The sequence below is a fragment of the Amphritea japonica ATCC BAA-1530 genome, assembly GCF_016592435.1.
In the GTDB taxonomy this organism is placed as follows: Bacteria; Pseudomonadota; Gammaproteobacteria; order Pseudomonadales; family Balneatricaceae; genus Amphritea; species Amphritea japonica.
In genome coordinates this window covers 1,229,792-1,245,701 of the sequence record NZ_AP014545.1, presented here as the reverse complement: position 1 = coordinate 1,245,701, position 15,910 = coordinate 1,229,792, and the positions used below count along the sequence as shown (strand labels likewise).

The 15,910-nt window shown below is 46.1% G+C and carries 10 protein-coding genes; 6 read left to right on the top strand and 4 right to left on the bottom strand.

The features are described from left to right. Positions 1–522 precede the first annotated feature (522 nt). Entirely contained in the window at positions 523–2,457 is a 1,935-nt protein-coding gene (locus AMJAP_RS05710) for an FAD-dependent monooxygenase (protein ID WP_019622116.1), read from the bottom strand. A 687-nt stretch (positions 2,458–3,144) separates the two neighbouring features. On the opposite strand from AMJAP_RS05710, the gene AMJAP_RS05705 reads away from it, so the two are divergent. The 6 genes from AMJAP_RS05705 to AMJAP_RS05680 all read left to right on the top strand — a co-directional run bounded on the left by AMJAP_RS05705 (position 3,145) and on the right by AMJAP_RS05680 (position 13,249). Further along, positions 3,145–4,275 carry a diguanylate cyclase gene (locus AMJAP_RS05705; protein WP_019622115.1) on the top strand — a complete coding sequence of 377 codons (1,131 nt, stop codon included), beginning with the start codon at positions 3,145–3,147 and terminating at the stop codon, positions 4,273–4,275. A gap of 897 nt (positions 4,276–5,172) precedes the next feature. After that, positions 5,173–7,524 (top strand): ribonuclease R, encoded by a 2,352-nt coding sequence (gene rnr / locus AMJAP_RS05700; protein ID WP_019622114.1) that lies wholly within the window; start codon positions 5,173–5,175, stop codon positions 7,522–7,524. Positions 7,525–8,625: 1,101 nt separating this feature from the next. Next, positions 8,626–9,726 carry an ABC transporter ATP-binding protein gene (locus tag AMJAP_RS05695; protein ID WP_019622112.1) on the top strand — a complete coding sequence of 367 codons (1,101 nt, stop codon included), beginning with the start codon at positions 8,626–8,628 and terminating at the stop codon, positions 9,724–9,726. A 111-nt stretch (positions 9,727–9,837) separates the two neighbouring features. Next, positions 9,838–10,932, top strand: a complete 1,095-nt coding sequence (locus tag AMJAP_RS05690; protein WP_019622111.1) for an ABC transporter substrate-binding protein — start codon at positions 9,838–9,840, stop codon at positions 10,930–10,932. A gap of 195 nt (positions 10,933–11,127) precedes the next feature. Then, positions 11,128–12,393, top strand: a complete 1,266-nt coding sequence (locus tag AMJAP_RS05685) for an ABC transporter permease (RefSeq protein WP_019622110.1) — start codon at positions 11,128–11,130, stop codon at positions 12,391–12,393. A gap of 4 nt (positions 12,394–12,397) precedes the next feature. Further along, on the top strand, positions 12,398–13,249 hold the full coding sequence (locus AMJAP_RS05680; RefSeq protein WP_019622109.1) for an ABC transporter permease: 852 nt from the start codon (positions 12,398–12,400) through the stop codon (positions 13,247–13,249). 86 nt (positions 13,250–13,335) lie between these two features. Here AMJAP_RS05680 and modC read toward each other — a convergent pair whose 3' ends face one another. From modC to modA, 3 genes are read right to left on the bottom strand one after another with little or no spacing between them, the layout of a single operon-like run. Then, positions 13,336–14,421: a molybdenum ABC transporter ATP-binding protein gene (gene modC / locus AMJAP_RS05675; RefSeq protein WP_019622108.1), complete on the bottom strand. Its 1,086-nt coding sequence runs from the start codon at positions 14,419–14,421 to the stop codon at positions 13,336–13,338. After that, positions 14,418–15,083 carry a molybdate ABC transporter permease subunit gene (gene modB / locus AMJAP_RS05670; RefSeq protein WP_019622107.1) on the bottom strand — a complete coding sequence of 222 codons (666 nt, stop codon included), beginning with the start codon at positions 15,081–15,083 and terminating at the stop codon, positions 14,418–14,420. The genes modC and modB overlap by 4 nt, the downstream gene beginning before the upstream one ends. Before the next feature lie 45 nt (positions 15,084–15,128). After that, positions 15,129–15,881, bottom strand: a complete 753-nt coding sequence (gene modA / locus AMJAP_RS05665) for a molybdate ABC transporter substrate-binding protein (protein WP_026340151.1) — start codon at positions 15,879–15,881, stop codon at positions 15,129–15,131. Positions 15,882–15,910 lie beyond the last annotated feature (29 nt).

Genomic DNA, 15,910 nt, shown 5'->3' with positions numbered 1-15,910 from the left:
TGTGGTGGCATACTTTCTTGAGCGTGATGTTATTTTGGAGCGATAAGGCTCTAATCTTTACGTGAAACTGATGACTGCTTTTGGCATATTGTTAACTTTTTTCACAGGTCCCTTTAAAACTAACTCAGAAATCGGCTTGCGGCCCAATCCTTACAGGTCCATCAGAGCTGTCATACCCTATCGGGATAGACGCTGAAGAATCGAGTTTATCAAAAAACCAACATCAAGCAGATTGAACAGGAGGCTGCTGCTACAACAAATCTCTTGTTGTCTGTTATTTTCTACAGACGTTAAGTATCTTCTTTATGTCGATAGCTGAGCTAGAGACGTTCTTAAATTAATCAGAGCTCTACTCTATGTCAAAGAACGACATTATGCCCGCCCAGAATATCTAGCCATATCTACACTTGGTTTCTAGTTGTTTCACGGTGTCGCGAAACTGGACTTATCTGGAGAGAGAAAAAAGCCCGCCAGAATTCAACCGACGGGCTTAGAGGAGTATTTGATAACGCGAAGAGATTGTTACTTCTGTTCAATCATGAAGACATCAAAGAACTTCGTTAACTCCTCGTGTGCCGTGACAGGCAGGATGGTAGCGATATGCTGATCAGGCCTAACAACCACTATACACCCAGTGCTACGATCAATTCCGCGTAGGTCATAGATGTCATTGCTTGCATCAGACTGGAATACCTTTTCATAGTCCCGCAGCCCGTACTTGCCTTTTGCAGGCCACAGGTAGTCCTGCAGACCGTGCATCGACAGATCTTGTTGCTGGAACACCGCATAGGTATCAAAGACCGAGTCAATATCAGAGCCCTTCGGTGTATATTTTTGCACCGGTGAAGACTCATCGTTGGCCAGGAAATCGATGAATTGATATGCAGCCGATGAAGGATCTGTGGGAGCTTGCGTATCGCCAAACAGGAAGATCCTCCAGCGACCATCCGCTTTAACTAAGTGCCCCAAGTGCTGGCTTCTACCGTCTGCTACGCGAGTCGCTTCAGCCGAATGAAAACGCTGACCAATCTTAAAGCCAGAAGCCAACTGTTGGTTATCCTGGCCTGTACAAATATACGATGGGTAATATTCAATCGATGTTCCGGAGACAAAGCCGCTTTGTCGTTGCATAAAAGCTTCGATCTTAGCCGTATCTACTTTTGCCTGCTCGGAGTTATCGCCTGCGTTTGGCCGGGTAGCAACCAGCTTAGATAGCTCACGGTCGGCGTCGATTAACTGCTGCGCCACTTTGCGTCGCTCCGTACCGTAGGTACTCAGCAATTTTGAATGGCTTCTGCCCTGAAGTACAGCAGCCAGTTTCCAGCCCAGATTAAAGGTGTCAGGGAGCGAAGTATTCAAACCCCATCCGCCTTTGGGGCTGTGCGTATGACAGGCGTCACCAGCAACAAATGCACGGGGAATAATATCCTCTGAACTACCCACTGGGCGATTGTCAAAACGCTCCGCTATACGCTGACCGACCTCATAGACTGACCACCAGGCCACTTCTTTCACATCCAGTGTATAGGGATGAAAAATCTTCTGAGCTTTGGCGATAAGGTCTTGCTCGGTCAGTTTGACATCCTTAGCACGCTTGTCCTTGCCAAGCAGATCCAGCTCTACATAGAACCGGCAAAGATAGCCACCTTCACGCGGAATGGTCATGACCGCACCATGCTCTTTTGACTGAATAAAGCTCTTAACGCGAATGTCTGGGAAATCCGTATTCAACAGAATATCCATGACGCCCCACGCTTTGTTGGCAGAGTCACCCTCCAGAGGGATATTCATGCTTCTGCGAACATTACTTCGGGCACCGTCGCCACCTACAATGTAACGCGCTTTAACCGTTTCAGTTTTACCTGCGCCTGCGTCATCGACTCGCTTGAAGGTTGCCGTTATAGGGTAAGCATCAAGATCCTGAGTGAGACTTTCATCAATCTTCATCTCAACCAGTTCACGACTATAATCAGGGCTGAGTTGGGTGACCGATCTTTCCATACCATCAACCAGCAGCTCATGCAGGCGTGCCTGGTTAACAATGCCGTGTGTAAACTCGGAAAGCCCAGCACGGGCATCTGCAATTTTGTGTGTAAGTTTTATGTTCTCTGGATTTTCCGCATCTGGCTCCCAGAATGTGTTTTGTTTCAGCTGGTAGGTTTCTTTAACCACCATTTCACTACTATTAAAGGCCTCCATAATTTCCATGGTACGGCATGAGATCCCATCTGCGCGTCCAAACAGCAAGGGGCCAGATTCCATGTCAACTATGCATGTTTTAATATCTGAAAACTCAGATAACTGTCTTGCCATAGTCAAGCCTGCAGGGCCTGTGCCGATGATCAACACATCCACTTCATTAGGCAGGTCCACAATCGGCGGCTCTGGGTAAGGCTTTCTAGCCTCATCAGGAACCTGGTAATTACCGGGTTTAAACCCATTCAGATGATATTGCATTACTCGATTCTCCTAGCTTATGGCTCTGCTGTTGATGCACCAGCAAGTAGTTAATATATTAATAATATTCAGAGAGCGCGACCCATGCAAGCACATTTCGAGCAGAGGTACATTAGATAGGAAGGAGGTACTCACTCCCCTCTTGAGGAATGACAAGCATTGGCAATGATCGGCGATATCAAGATGATGCATAATCTTCCAGATTGGAAGCGATAACTATCAAAAGTAGTTATAAACAGATCAAGGTTTAATAACCCTTTTTCGACTACCGATTGATCTGATTGACCATACTTGCTTTCAGCTGCCTCCCCTTCGCTGATCCTTAACAAAGCAATTCCTTTAACTACTTCTCCATACTTTTACTACTATTTAGACTATATGCAGCTACTCTGGATCGTTTCTTTTCACCTTGTGAACTTCAGTTAAATCACCCTACAAAGAATAATAGTACCTATGTTCAATACTGACAGAGTACTTTTCAGATAGAATAGCGACAAGTCTATTAATGCCTATACAATGAAGCTATATATTCCATTACATCGGCACAACAACTGCCAGCCTCGCGCCCTTTTAGACAGGTTTATACGCGATCAACACAACCCCAGCCATACAGAATTAAGCACACAGACACTATTCGACAACACTATTGCCAATCGTATCGAAGCGTTACTCTGAAAGAGAATATAAATGACAGCTGAGCAGGCCTATTTCTTTACTGTTGCATTAATAAACCTGGTGTTGGCGTTTTCAGGGGCAAGAATCAAGGACCCTGAAGGTAAGCAGAAGTCCATCCTCTTCTTTACGATTGCCTTTACTGCAAATTTTCTGAGTTGGTTTTTATATGTATTTGAGATCGGCATTGTATTAAAAATAGTATCCGCCATATTGTCTTCAGTATTTATTTGGGGGTTAGTTATTTTTAGTTACAAACGCTGCGAGTACTCATTACCACTTACACTAGTAACCGCTATGTTTGTCATTAACAGCCTGGCCTTAGGCTACTTTACCTACGTGGCTAATTTTAATGGCGCGTTACACGTTAGCGCTCTATTTGTGCCTTTAGCATTTTGTATTATTGGCTACCTTTTCATCAACGTAAAAAAACACAGAAACCCATCGGATATAGTTCTGGCTTACGCCTGCTTTTTTATGGCTGCAGGCCTCGCTGCTCGGTCAGCGTTACTAGAGCTTTCACCTGAACTCTTCAGCGCCACCATCATCTCTTCACAAGTTATCTGGCCTGTTTTTAGTGTAATTAGCGGTGTCTTTGCTTTACTGAGCTTTACCGAAGAAGCTCAATTCAAACTAAAAGAAGAATCAAATACAGATCAGCTAACAGGCCTGGCTAATCGACGTAACATGGACTTCACCTTGAACAAGGAGTGGGCAAGAGCGATACGACATGCAAGGCCGTTAGCATTGGTTATGCTGGACGTCGATTTTTTCAAAAAATACAATGACCATCTTGGACATCAAGCGGGGGATGAATGCCTGAAAACAGTAGCCAAAACCCTCCTTCAAAAAATTCATCGGCCAGGTGACCTGGTTGCACGTTATGGAGGCGAGGAGTTTTTACTTATTTTACCGGACACCGATGGTTTCACTGCGCAACACTTGGCCGAAGAAATATGCGCTTCGGTTGCAGGGCTGGCCATACCGCATAAACACTCACCTGTCGGCATTATAACGATCAGTGCGGGAAGCGCAGTATTAGCTAAAAACAATCACACCGATATCGGCGGTTTGCTTCGTGCTGCTGATTCAGCGCTCTATGAAGCTAAGCAGAATGGACGCAATCAAAGCCAATTAGCTATATAACCTCACAGCCTAGTTATCTCCATGAACCATATCCCTTTGCGTACGTCACACGATCAACGCACGCTTTCGCTAGTAGCTTTGTTAGGAATAGGAGTATTCAGGCATCCCCCTAAGACTAAGAATACTCAAAAATAGAATGTGTAAATGCGCGATGGGAGGAGAACCAGAGCATTCACAGAATGTATCAATACCACAGTCTTCATCATTTGCTCTCTCAATAGAGCCTCCTTCATAAGAACTTACAATCAATGTTATATGAGTACAAAGCAACCACACCGAAACATTGACAAAACACGCTAACACTATATAGTGGCCTTAGCTTAGAAAAAGTCTATTTTTTAACCATTTGCTGTCGTTGTATTACGCTTAGTATTCTCGTCCCTCTGTTTTAAATTCCAGTCTTATTTTTCGCTACAAAGATATTTCTTTCTGCTGTTCGGTTCTCCAGCGTTATAGCTGTCTGTTACTTCAGGCTATTTCGATTCAGTTAAACGAAACAGTCAACTTTAACCGAGCAGAAAAAATCAGGCACTGACACAACTTATCTTGCCTGAATACGTTTTATTCCTGCTGAATTACAGGCTTGGTAAATGGCCTGGTTTAGAAGCTAACTCGCAGGAGATATGCCGCAAAAATTGTTTTTCAGCACCCGCGGCAGTGTAAATATTTATGTCACATGCATGAGATAACATATGAAAAATCTCAGCATGATTTTATTGGTGTTCAGATTTTAGCAAGAAGCTCAGCTCATATTAGCTGTTCTGAACATCAACCCAATTGATTCACTCAACATAATGAGTGATACCGACCACAGTATTCCCCATCGTTTCCAGGCCCATGCACAATGAGTTCTTTAAACCACCGGGTAAAGTCTGAGGTTGTTTATTTGAGAAAAGAATGAGTAACAATACCAAAGCAGCAATAAATGCTGCAGATTTTGAAAAATACAGTAACCCTATTCCCGGTCGTGAATACATCATGGGGCTGTTTGATGAACCCGGTAAAACATTAAACAGAGAACAGCTGGGAAAAACATTACAGCTTTTCGAAAGCGAAGAGAAAGAAGCCCTGAGACGCCGTCTCCGCGCGATGGAACGCGACGGACAACTTAATTTCGATCCACGCAAAGGCTATAGCCTGCTGCGAGAAGAAGACCTGATTCAAGGCCGCGTTATTGGACACCCTGACGGCTTTGGCTTTCTGGCTCAGGACGGCGAAGGTGATGACCTATACCTACACAACAGTCAGATGCTCAAAGCCTTTCATGGAGACCGCGTACAAGTACGTATCAGCGGTGTTGATCGCCGTGGCCGCCAGGAAGGTCAGATAGTCAAAGTCCTTGAACAGAATATGACCCTGATGGTTGGCCGCTTAAAAGTTGAAGACGGTGAATACTTCCTACAATCAGAAAACAGTCGGATTCGTAATGAAATTGATATTCCCGATGATCAGCTAAAAGGCGCGCAGCCGGGACAGTATGTCTCCGTTGAGATAACCGAATACCCTTGTAATCGTTTTAATGCTGAAGGCAAGGTCGTCGAACTGCTGGGTGACTCAATGGCCCCAGGCATGGAGATCGACGTTGCCATTCGTAACCACGACATCCCTCATAAGTGGCCCCAGGACGCACTCAAAGCGGCAGAAGCGATGGGTGATGAAGTCAGTGAATCAGATAAGCAACACCGGGCAGACCTGCGAGACCGCCCTTTCGTCACTATCGATGGTGAAGATGCCCGTGATTTTGATGATGCAGTCTATTGTGAAAAGCGTAAGTCCGGGGGCTGGCGCTTATCGGTTGCGATAGCCGATGTATCACACTATGTCGTACCGGGAAGCGCTCTGGATGAGGAAGCGGCAGAACGAGGTACCTCTGTCTACTTCCCTGGCCATGTAGTACCGATGCTGCCGGAAGCCTTATCTAATGGTTTATGCTCATTGAATCCCCATGTCGACAGACTTGTCATGGTTTGTGAGATGGCGATCAACAAAGCCGGTAAAATGACCAGCTATAAGTTCTCCGAAGCCGTCATTCATTCCCATGCACGCCTGACCTATACTCAGGTCGGTGCGCTGGTTTCCGCTGCAGAAACCGACCTTGGTAAAACGGTTGCCCGCAAGCATGCTGATGTGGTTCCACACCTTCACGCGCTACACCAGCTCTATGCTACGCTGAGAAAAGCTCGTACGAAACGTGGTTCGATCGACTTTGAAAAGCAGGAAGTGCAGTTTAAATTTACCGAAGATCGAAAGATTGATCAGATCGTTCCTGTGGAGCGTAACGACGCCCATAAGATGATCGAAGAGTTCATGCTTTGCGCTAACGTTGCTACTGCTCAGTTTCTCGAAAAACTGGAACTGCCAGCACTCTACCGTATTCATGAAGGGCCGGTAGAAAAGAAACTGACTAACCTGCGCGAATTCCTCAGTGAACGAGGTCTTAACCTGGCTGGTGGAGATAAACCAACACCGGCACATTATGACCGTTTACTACGTAGTATCGGCGAGCGTAATGATGCACAAATCATTCGTACAATGATGCTGCGATCACTGAGTCAGGCCGAATACAGCTCTGACAATCAGGGGCACTTTGGTTTAGCCTACCCCGCGTATGCACATTTCACCTCCCCAATACGCCGCTACCCCGATCTGCTTGTTCACCGGGCGATCCGCTCTATTATTCGCCAAAGCGAAAGTGGCAGTGTGCTTCGCCGAGCACTGAAGAAAGTCACTGGTGTTGGATCTGACCCAGTACACAGAATAAAGACAGCTCAGCCTCTGGAAGCAGGCAAAAGCTACCCCTATGATCTGGCAAAAATGAAAAACCTGGCAGAGCATTGTTCGCAGGTATCACGTCGCGCTGATAAAGCTGGATGGGATGTTGAAGCCTGGCTCAAATGTGAGTACATGCAAGAACATGTCGGGGATATCTTCGGCGGTGTTATTAGCAGCGTAACCAACTTCGGCCTGTTCATTGAACTGGATGACACACAAGTAGAAGGCCTGGTACATGTTACCGCTCTGAATAACGATTATTACCAGTTTGATGCCGCTCAACAGCGCTTAGTCGGTGAACGCACCAAAGCGACATTCAGTATTGGCGATAAGATTAAAATCCGAGTTGTGCGTGTTGATATGGACCAACGTAAAATTGAGTTTGAATTAGCATTCAAAGACGATAACCATAGCTCCCCAAAGCCTAAAGGACGTAAAGGCGGTAGGGGAAAAGGGTCTGGCAAGTACAAACGCTGATTACCCTCATGCCCGATCTTCGAGCCTTCATAAAGCTATTTTATGAAGGCTCGCATCTACGCCGGCTATTACTTGGGCCCCTGCTCTTTGATGATAGCCCCTGCAGACTCCTCTCGAACTAGCCACTCACACGCCTTTTCTGGTAGTTTGTTGATCCGATCAGTTTTCCCGACCTGCACTGATAGTGATTTACAAAACAGATCCTGAGTCCAAACCAGTTCTCAGACACCTATCACCACAAAAATAACACTCCCAAATGCGGCGTACTCTGCCCGCGACCAGACCTGAGTCCTGCCGTTTTATCGCTATTACTAAAATGATCCTATAGCGAACCCTCTTACCGGCAGAGATCACATTTGGTGCATTCACCTTAGAGTAGACTATGCTTAGATTCATTATGTGCAGGTGACTAAGGAATACAAAGTCATACAACAGGAGTCTTGAGCTAGCCATTTATATGTTTATTAAGGCAGTCTTTGAGATATTGCTGTGGTTAACAAGACATTTAATACAACTAAAACGCAGTCAGCATTCTGATTAAGGTTTCACGTCATATTGAAGATTAAATGTAACTTAAAAATACCAAGACAGCCTATTCTGAACCCTGTCGCGCCAGAGACTCAGGTCAACTTCTGGGGAGTCCTCTCTCCACCTAGTTCATCAACCAAAACTTTCTACCTGAAAGTATCACTTTGTTGTATCAAAGCTCCAGACGACAAACCTGCGTCATACTCTGATCTCCTATTCAGAGCAAAAAAACAAGTTAATAAGTATGCCGATTTTAAGGAAAAAGCAGACGTAATAAACCGATATTGATTACGTGAAACACTGGATACAAATAGAACATTATCCACCTTTACTATTACAGAAGCGTCAAAAGCAAATAGTTGAATGTCGCAAATAGGCAATAATGATAGAGAAAACGGAACATCAAAAGGCATGAAACAGTACATTATTACTTAATTACATCTTTACAAAGGTTATGTTTGCACTCTTGGCATGGAATATCGTAGGGTAATAAAAGAATAAAAAATTGTATCTAACTACCAATTTTAAATTTGCAGACAACAAATAACAGATTGTAGCGGAGCATAAAAACAGATGGAAAATTCAGCTTCCAGTGAGGCTTTTGTACGGTTTGAGGGTGTTCAGAAAAGCTACGATGGGAAACTCCTTGTGGTTAAGGATTTGAACATTGATATACCCCGTGGAGAATTCTTGACGATGCTTGGGCCTTCTGGCTCAGGAAAAACTACTTCGCTGATGATGCTGGCAGGGTTTGAAACAGCTACCCACGGAAACATCTACCTCGATGGCCACTCTATCAACAATGTAGCGCCCCACAAGCGGGGTATCGGAATGGTTTTCCAGAATTATGCATTGTTTCCCCATATGACGGTTGCTGAAAATCTCGCTTTTCCTCTTCAGGTTCGTAATATGGGCAAATCTGATATCGAAGAACGGGTAAAAAGAGCCCTCGATATGGTCGAATTAGGTAACTTTGGAGACCGTCGCCCTGCTCAGCTATCCGGAGGCCAGCAACAACGTGTTGCAGTAGCCCGGGCATTGGTATTTGAGCCAGAGCTTATTCTCATGGACGAACCTCTGGGTGCTCTCGACAAAAATCTACGTGAACAGATGCAGTACGAGATCAAGCATATTCACGAACGTCTGGGGGTTACCGTCGTTTACGTGACCCACGATCAGTCTGAAGCATTAACAATGTCAAACCGCATCGCCGTCTTTAATGACGGAGTCATTCAACAACTTGCGCCGCCTACTGAGCTCTACGAGAAACCAATCAACTCTTTTGTTGCCCAGTTCATTGGTGAAAACAACAAACTGTCTGGCACCCTGCAATCGACTCAAGATGGCCTCTGTACTATCCGCTTACCTACCGGGGAGGAAGTCACCGCTCTGGATATCAATACCGCCGGCATTGATAAGGAAAGCACGCTGTCACTTCGTCCTGAACGAGTTTTTCTTGAACCGGTACAGGGGCAGTGTGACAACGTTTTCAATGGCAAAGTTGAGGAAGTAATCTATCTTGGAGATCATAAACGCGTGCGCATGAATGTTTGCGGACATGACGACTTCATCGTAAAGGTTCCCAATTCCACTGATAACAAGGGATTGGAAGTTGGGGGAATAACCCCTATCGGCTGGTCTTCCAACGACTGCCGTGCGCTTGATCCAGCCTGACAAGCTCTAAGTTGAGTATATAAAATGATCCATCGCTGTCTGATGGGCACAAAAAAACAGCGTTTTATGTGAAGAAAGCGCTATGTCACAAAGCCTGAGAGGAAATATCAAATGAAGAAATTTTCCAAACTATCGTCTGTCATAGCACTGGGTGCTGCGGTCTGTGTTTCTGCCGCAACCGCTGCAGAGCCGCTGACAGTCGTATCCTGGGGTGGAGCATATACTAAGTCTCAACGCCTGGCCTACAGTGACCCTTTCACTGCTAAAACAGGTATCAAAATCGTTGATGAAGATAAATCAGGTAACGGCCTGGCAGGTCTTCGGGCACAGGTAGAAGCGGGAAATGTAACCTGGGATGTTCTCGATATACTCGAAGGTGATGCAATCCTGGCCTGTGACGAGGGCATTGCTCAAGAACTGGATTATGAAAAAGACCTGAATCCAGGTGCAGACGGCACACCAGTAATGGATGACTTTGTTGAGGGGTCGCTCTCTGGCTGCTACGTACCAACCATTGTGTATGCCACCCTGTTTTCATTCAACGACAAAGCATTCCCCGGTGAGAAACCCAGTACGATTGCCGACGTCTTTGACATTAAAAAATTCCCGGGCAAACGGGCTCTGGAGAAAAAGCCTGATGCTAACCTGGAATGGGCACTCGCAGCTGACGGTGTACCTTATGACGAGGTTTACAACGTTCTTGACACGCCCGAGGGTGTAGAGCGTGCTTTTGCAAAACTGGATACCATCAAAGATCAGATTATCTGGTGGGAAGCCGGTGCACAACCACCACAGCTACTGGCTGATGAAGAAGTCGCTATTGCGTCGGCTTATAATGGCCGTATATTTAACGCTCAGGTAGTTGAAAATCAGCCGTTCACCATCATTTGGGACGGTCAGCTCTACGAGCTTGACGGTTATATCATTCCTAAAGGCGCGCCTCATAAAGAAGCCGCTATGGACTATCTTCGCTTTGCCACTGACACCCAACGCCTTGCAGATCAGACTAAGTATATTTCCTACGGCCCTGCCCGTAAGTCTTCTGCCCCTCTAGTAGATACGCATAAAGAAACCGGTGTAAAAATGGCACCTCACATGCCAACGACCCCAGTTAACTTCCAGACGCCTATTAAAAAGGATGCGGAATTCTGGGCTGATAATGGCGATGAGCTCCGTCAACGCTTTAACGCTTGGTTAGTACAATAAGAAAGTAAATAGTAGGGCTCCTCAGGGAGCCCTACAACTTTGTAAGTTCTTAATACTGATGACAATGCCGGCTAATAGATCAGTCGGTCAGAATTCAGTTTTTGGTCTGAGTTTGGATGATGGCTCACACTGCAGGCGGTTATTGCTATTACAGCCGCTCTTTAATTCATCTTTATAAAAGGGTTTGTATTCCTCATGATGACAAATACTGTTGAGGCCGAAGGCCAGTTAACCCCGGAAGAACAAAAACGCTTAACCGCAGATATGCATCGCTCTCTGCGCCGCAAGAAATTCCGGGCACTGTTTCTGGTCGCTCCACTGCTTATTTTCATTATGGTAACTTTTGTAGCCCCTATCGTATCGATGCTATACCGCTCGGTTGATAATCCACAGGTGCTTGAGTACATGCCAAACACCTCTGCTGCTTTGGCGGACTGGGATGGCAAGGATATACCGGATGAAGCAACCTTTGCCGCATTAGTAACGGATCTTGCTGAAGGCCGTAAAAACCATACCATTGGTAAAGCAGCAACCCGACTAAATTATGAACGAAGTAAGATGCGCAGCCTGATAACAGGTACCGCACGAAAGGCAGGCCGGCTGAAGCCTCCCTATAAAGACAAAGTTATAAAAATCAAAGCTGGCTGGGCCGACATTGATACCTGGAAAATCATTAAACGGGAATCAAAAAGCCTGACAGCGTCGTACTACATTGCCGCTTTTGATATGGAAACAACACCTGACGGCGAAATCAAAATGCTGCCCGAGAAGGAACGGGTCTATTTCAAAATGCTCTGGCGTACAATCTGGATGTCAGTATTGATAACCCTGTTAACATTACTGCTGGGCTACCCTGTTTCCTATCTGCTGGCTTCACTACCGATGAGAACAGCTAACACTCTTATGATTCTTGTACTACTCCCCTTCTGGACATCCTTATTGGTTAGAACCTCATCATGGATAGCACTGCTCCAGGGACAAGGTGTCATCAATGACATATTAGTGTGGTTTGGATTAGTCAACGATGACAGTCGTCTCAGTATGATCTACAACGCCACAGGTACAGTGATCACAATGACACATATATTGCTGCCATTTATGATCCTCCCGCTTTACTCCGTTATGAAAACCATTCCGCCCAGCTATATGCGAGCGGCGCGCTCATTAGGAGCTACACCCTTCACCGCCTTTTTCCGCGTTTACCTACCCCAATCAGTGCCCGGTATATCTGCAGGCGCAATTTTGGTGTTTATACTGGCAATCGGCTACTACATTACACCGGCGCTGGTTGGTGGCCAGACAGGTCAGTTTATCGGCAATATGATCGCCTATCATATGCAGGGCTCACTTAACTGGGGTCTGGCCGCCGCACTTGGCGTCATACTCTTAGTGCTTGTAATGGGTATATACGCGCTTTATAGCCGTATTGTAGGCAATAACAATCAGATGACGTTGAGGTAACACCATGGCACTTCCATCTTATGCAGGGCCCTTGGAAACATTCTGGTACTACGCTTTTCGTGCCTTTTGTGGGTTAGTGTTTATTTTTCTGATTTCGCCTCTGCTTATTATTATTCCTTTGTCGTTTAATATTGAGCCCTATTTTAGTTTTACAGAAGGGATGTTGGCATTTGAACCTGATGCCTACTCAATGCGCTGGTATAAGGAATTTTTTACCAGCGACCGCTGGATGAATGCGATCCAGAACACCTTTATTGTCGCTATTTGTTCAACCATTCTGTCGATGATTTTAGGTACGCTGGCGGCCCTAGGGCTGAGTCGTTCAGAACTGCCATTCAAAGGTCTGATCATGGGGTTATTGATCTCCCCGATGATTGTTCCGCTGATCATATCAGCAGCAGGGATGTTCTTTTTCTATTCATCCCTGGGAGTCTCACAAAGCTACTTAGGTTTGATTCTGGCGCATACCGCCTTAGGCACACCCTTTGTAGTGATTACTGTGACAGCAACTCTGAGCGGCTTTGACCACAACCTGGTCAGAGCAGCCACCAGCTTAGGGGCAACGCCCACTTATGCTTTCTTTAAAATTACGGTTCCACTGATTATGACCGGTGTTATTTCCGGAGGCTTGTTTGCTTTGATGACATCTGTTGATGAGGTAGTGGTTGCACTATTCATTGCCGGCGCTGAACAAAGAACGGTGCCGATGCAAATGTGGGCTGGTATTCGCGAGCAGATTAGCCCAACCATTCTGGCTGTGGCAACTTTGTTAGTCTGTATGTCGATATTACTGCTTACCACAGTGGAATACCTGCGACGCAGATCTGAAACCATCCGGGGTATCACACCGCAATAACTTAAGTATTTATCGCCGGGAGTGCCCTCCCGGCAGATACCTTAATCTATAATCTAGCAACTTCATCTCTTATGAAATCGAAAGAATCACATCACCGCTACAGATTTAATCTGCGCCCAGATTTTTTTCCCAACCTGTAGATCTAACTGGGAGATGGACCGGCGACTGAGTCTGGCAACAATATATTGTTCTCCTTGAGAGTCGCTGATTTTTATCCGAACCAACGCTATCGAGTGAGCAACATCATCTTTTATCTCTGTTATCTGCGCTTGCAAACAATTAAGAATACTACTGCCAACCAGCGGATTCAGCGCAATACTGACATCCCGAGCCAGAACCCTTACTCTGACATGGTCTCCTGACTGTAGCCCTGTATCCCGACACCAGATTGACTCGCCAGATACACCTATTCTCACTAACCCCCACTGATGGTCGGCCTCAGCAATCACGCCGTTGAGAACAGAGCCAGCAATCTCATCATGTTGAATCGGCAGATCAAGTCGGGAAAATATCGCATTTACCTCCCCTGCAGCAACCGTTCTGCCGGCTTCCATCACAACAACATAATCCGCCAGTCGAGACACCTCTTCATGGGAGTGAGTGACATAGATTATGGGAATTGTCAGTTCACGCTGCAGTCGCTCAAGATAGCAAATGATTTCAGCTTTATTATGGCTATCCAAAGCTGACAGAGGTTCATCCATCAAAAGCAGACGAGGATTTGTTAGCAACGCCCGGGCAATCGCGATACGCTGACGCTCACCTCCCGACAGCCTTACCACTGAACGCTCGAGTAGTGGACCGAGTGATAGTAACTCGACCAGCCGATCGAAAGAGATATAGCCATTCGCCTTCTGGGATCTTTTCACCCGCTTATGACCGAATAACAAATTAGCCCGCACACTCAGATGGGGAAACAGCGACGCTTCCTGAAATACATAGCCTACAGGCCGCTTATGCACCGGCAAGAAATGCTTATCGTTCTGCCAGCTTTCCCCATTGATATCAAACTGCCCTTCCAGGCGACTAAGCCCCGCCAGACAACGTAACAGAGAGGTTTTACCACAGCCTGAGGGCCCGAATAGTACCGACACACCACTCTCTGGTAATTCAATGTCTGCATCCAGCTCAAACTGACCTAAACTGCCTTTAAATCTGCAATAGAGGCTCATGCCAGCCTTTTCCTCAGCTTCTTCTCTGACAGGTTCATAATTAGAATCACCAGAAAGGAAAACACCAACATCATCAGAGATAGTAAGTGAGCCATCTCCCAATTCATTGTCTCAACATAGTCATAGATGGCGATCGAGAGTACCTGGGTTTCACCGGGGATGTTTCCGCCAATCATCAACACCACACCAAACTCACCCACTGTGTGTGCAAACCCAAGAACGGTCCCTGTAAGAATACCTGAGCTGGCCAGCGGAATCGCTACATTGAAAAAGGCATTTAGCGGAGATGCTCGCAGGGTCGCAGCAACTTCCATCGGTCGCTCTCCCATAGCATCGAAGGCGTTACGGATCGGTTGCACGACAAAAGGCATAGAATACACTACTGATCCAACCACTAGCCCGGCAAAGGTAAAAGGCAAGCGAAATCCGATAAGTGACTCAATCATCTGACCCGGCGCACTGGTGGGGCTCAACAAAATAAGTAAGTAAAAACCTAACACCGTCGGAGGCAAAACTAATGGCAGCGCGACCAGTGTTGCAACCACTTCACTCCACCAGGAACCTGATCTGGATAACCACCATGCCAGAGGAATTCCCAGCAACAATAATATCACCGTCGTCACTGAGGCCAGTTTCAGGGTCAGAAGAATCGCATCAAGCATTGACTAGTCTCCTTCGCTCCTGCCGTACGACTCCATACAACAATATCACACTCCATACCCATGCTTTTGCATAACGGACCGTGCTTGCGGGGTGTTAAGAAAATGTAAGAACTGTTTCGCCTCTGGGTTATCAGCCCCGCTCTTTAGCAGTACTGCATCCTGTTTCAAAGGTTGATAGTATTCCAGAGGCACCAGCCAATAGACATTACGCGGATTCACTATCATCTGTGACAAAGAAACAAAGCCCAGTTTTACATTTCCTGTTTCAATAAATTGATAAGTCTGGGCGATATTTTCACCATATATCCGTTTGCTATTAGGCGATTCCGATACACCCATTTTATCCAACGCCTGTTGCGCTGCTACTCCATAGGGAGCCGTCTTCGGGTTTGCCATTGCTACCAGACCATTACTTAACAATGCTCTGAGCTGATCAATTGACAGGCCCGCTAATGAAGTAGACTTACTATACAAAGCAATTTTGCCAATCGCGTAGGTAAACTGAGTATCTTTAATAGCATCGCCGAGTGCAACCAGCTTCGCTGGTCTTTCGGCATCAGCGGCCAGAAAAAGGTCAAAGGGCGCTCCGTAGTGAATCTGCGCAAAGAGCTTGCCGGTTGAGCCAAAGCTCAGGGAAACTTCAATACCGTGCTGAACCTCAAATAGCTGCACGAGCTCTTTAGCAGCAGCAGTGAAATTTGATGAAACCGCTACTTTGATACCCTCCGCATATAAACCATTGCTCCAGAGTATTAATAGAAGACAGATTGCCCGGACTCTTGTATATATTGTTTTCAAAACCACCGCTCTTGAAGCAATCACCCTTA

Coding starts and splice junctions, on each gene's coding strand:
- AMJAP_RS05685 (WP_019622110.1), top strand. CDS start 11,128: ATGATGACAAATACTGTTGAGGCCGAAGGCCAGTTAACCCCGGAAGAA.
- modB (WP_019622107.1), bottom strand. CDS start 15,083: ATGCTTGATGCGATTCTTCTGACCCTGAAACTGGCCTCAGTGACGACG.
- AMJAP_RS05695 (WP_019622112.1), top strand. CDS start 8,626: ATGGAAAATTCAGCTTCCAGTGAGGCTTTTGTACGGTTTGAGGGTGTT.
- rnr (WP_019622114.1), top strand. CDS start 5,173: ATGAGTAACAATACCAAAGCAGCAATAAATGCTGCAGATTTTGAAAAA.
- AMJAP_RS05705 (WP_019622115.1), top strand. CDS start 3,145: ATGACAGCTGAGCAGGCCTATTTCTTTACTGTTGCATTAATAAACCTG.
- AMJAP_RS05710 (WP_019622116.1), bottom strand. CDS start 2,457: ATGCAATATCATCTGAATGGGTTTAAACCCGGTAATTACCAGGTTCCT.
- AMJAP_RS05690 (WP_019622111.1), top strand. CDS start 9,838: ATGAAGAAATTTTCCAAACTATCGTCTGTCATAGCACTGGGTGCTGCG.
- AMJAP_RS05680 (WP_019622109.1), top strand. CDS start 12,398: ATGGCACTTCCATCTTATGCAGGGCCCTTGGAAACATTCTGGTACTAC.
- modC (WP_019622108.1), bottom strand. CDS start 14,421: ATGAGCCTCTATTGCAGATTTAAAGGCAGTTTAGGTCAGTTTGAGCTG.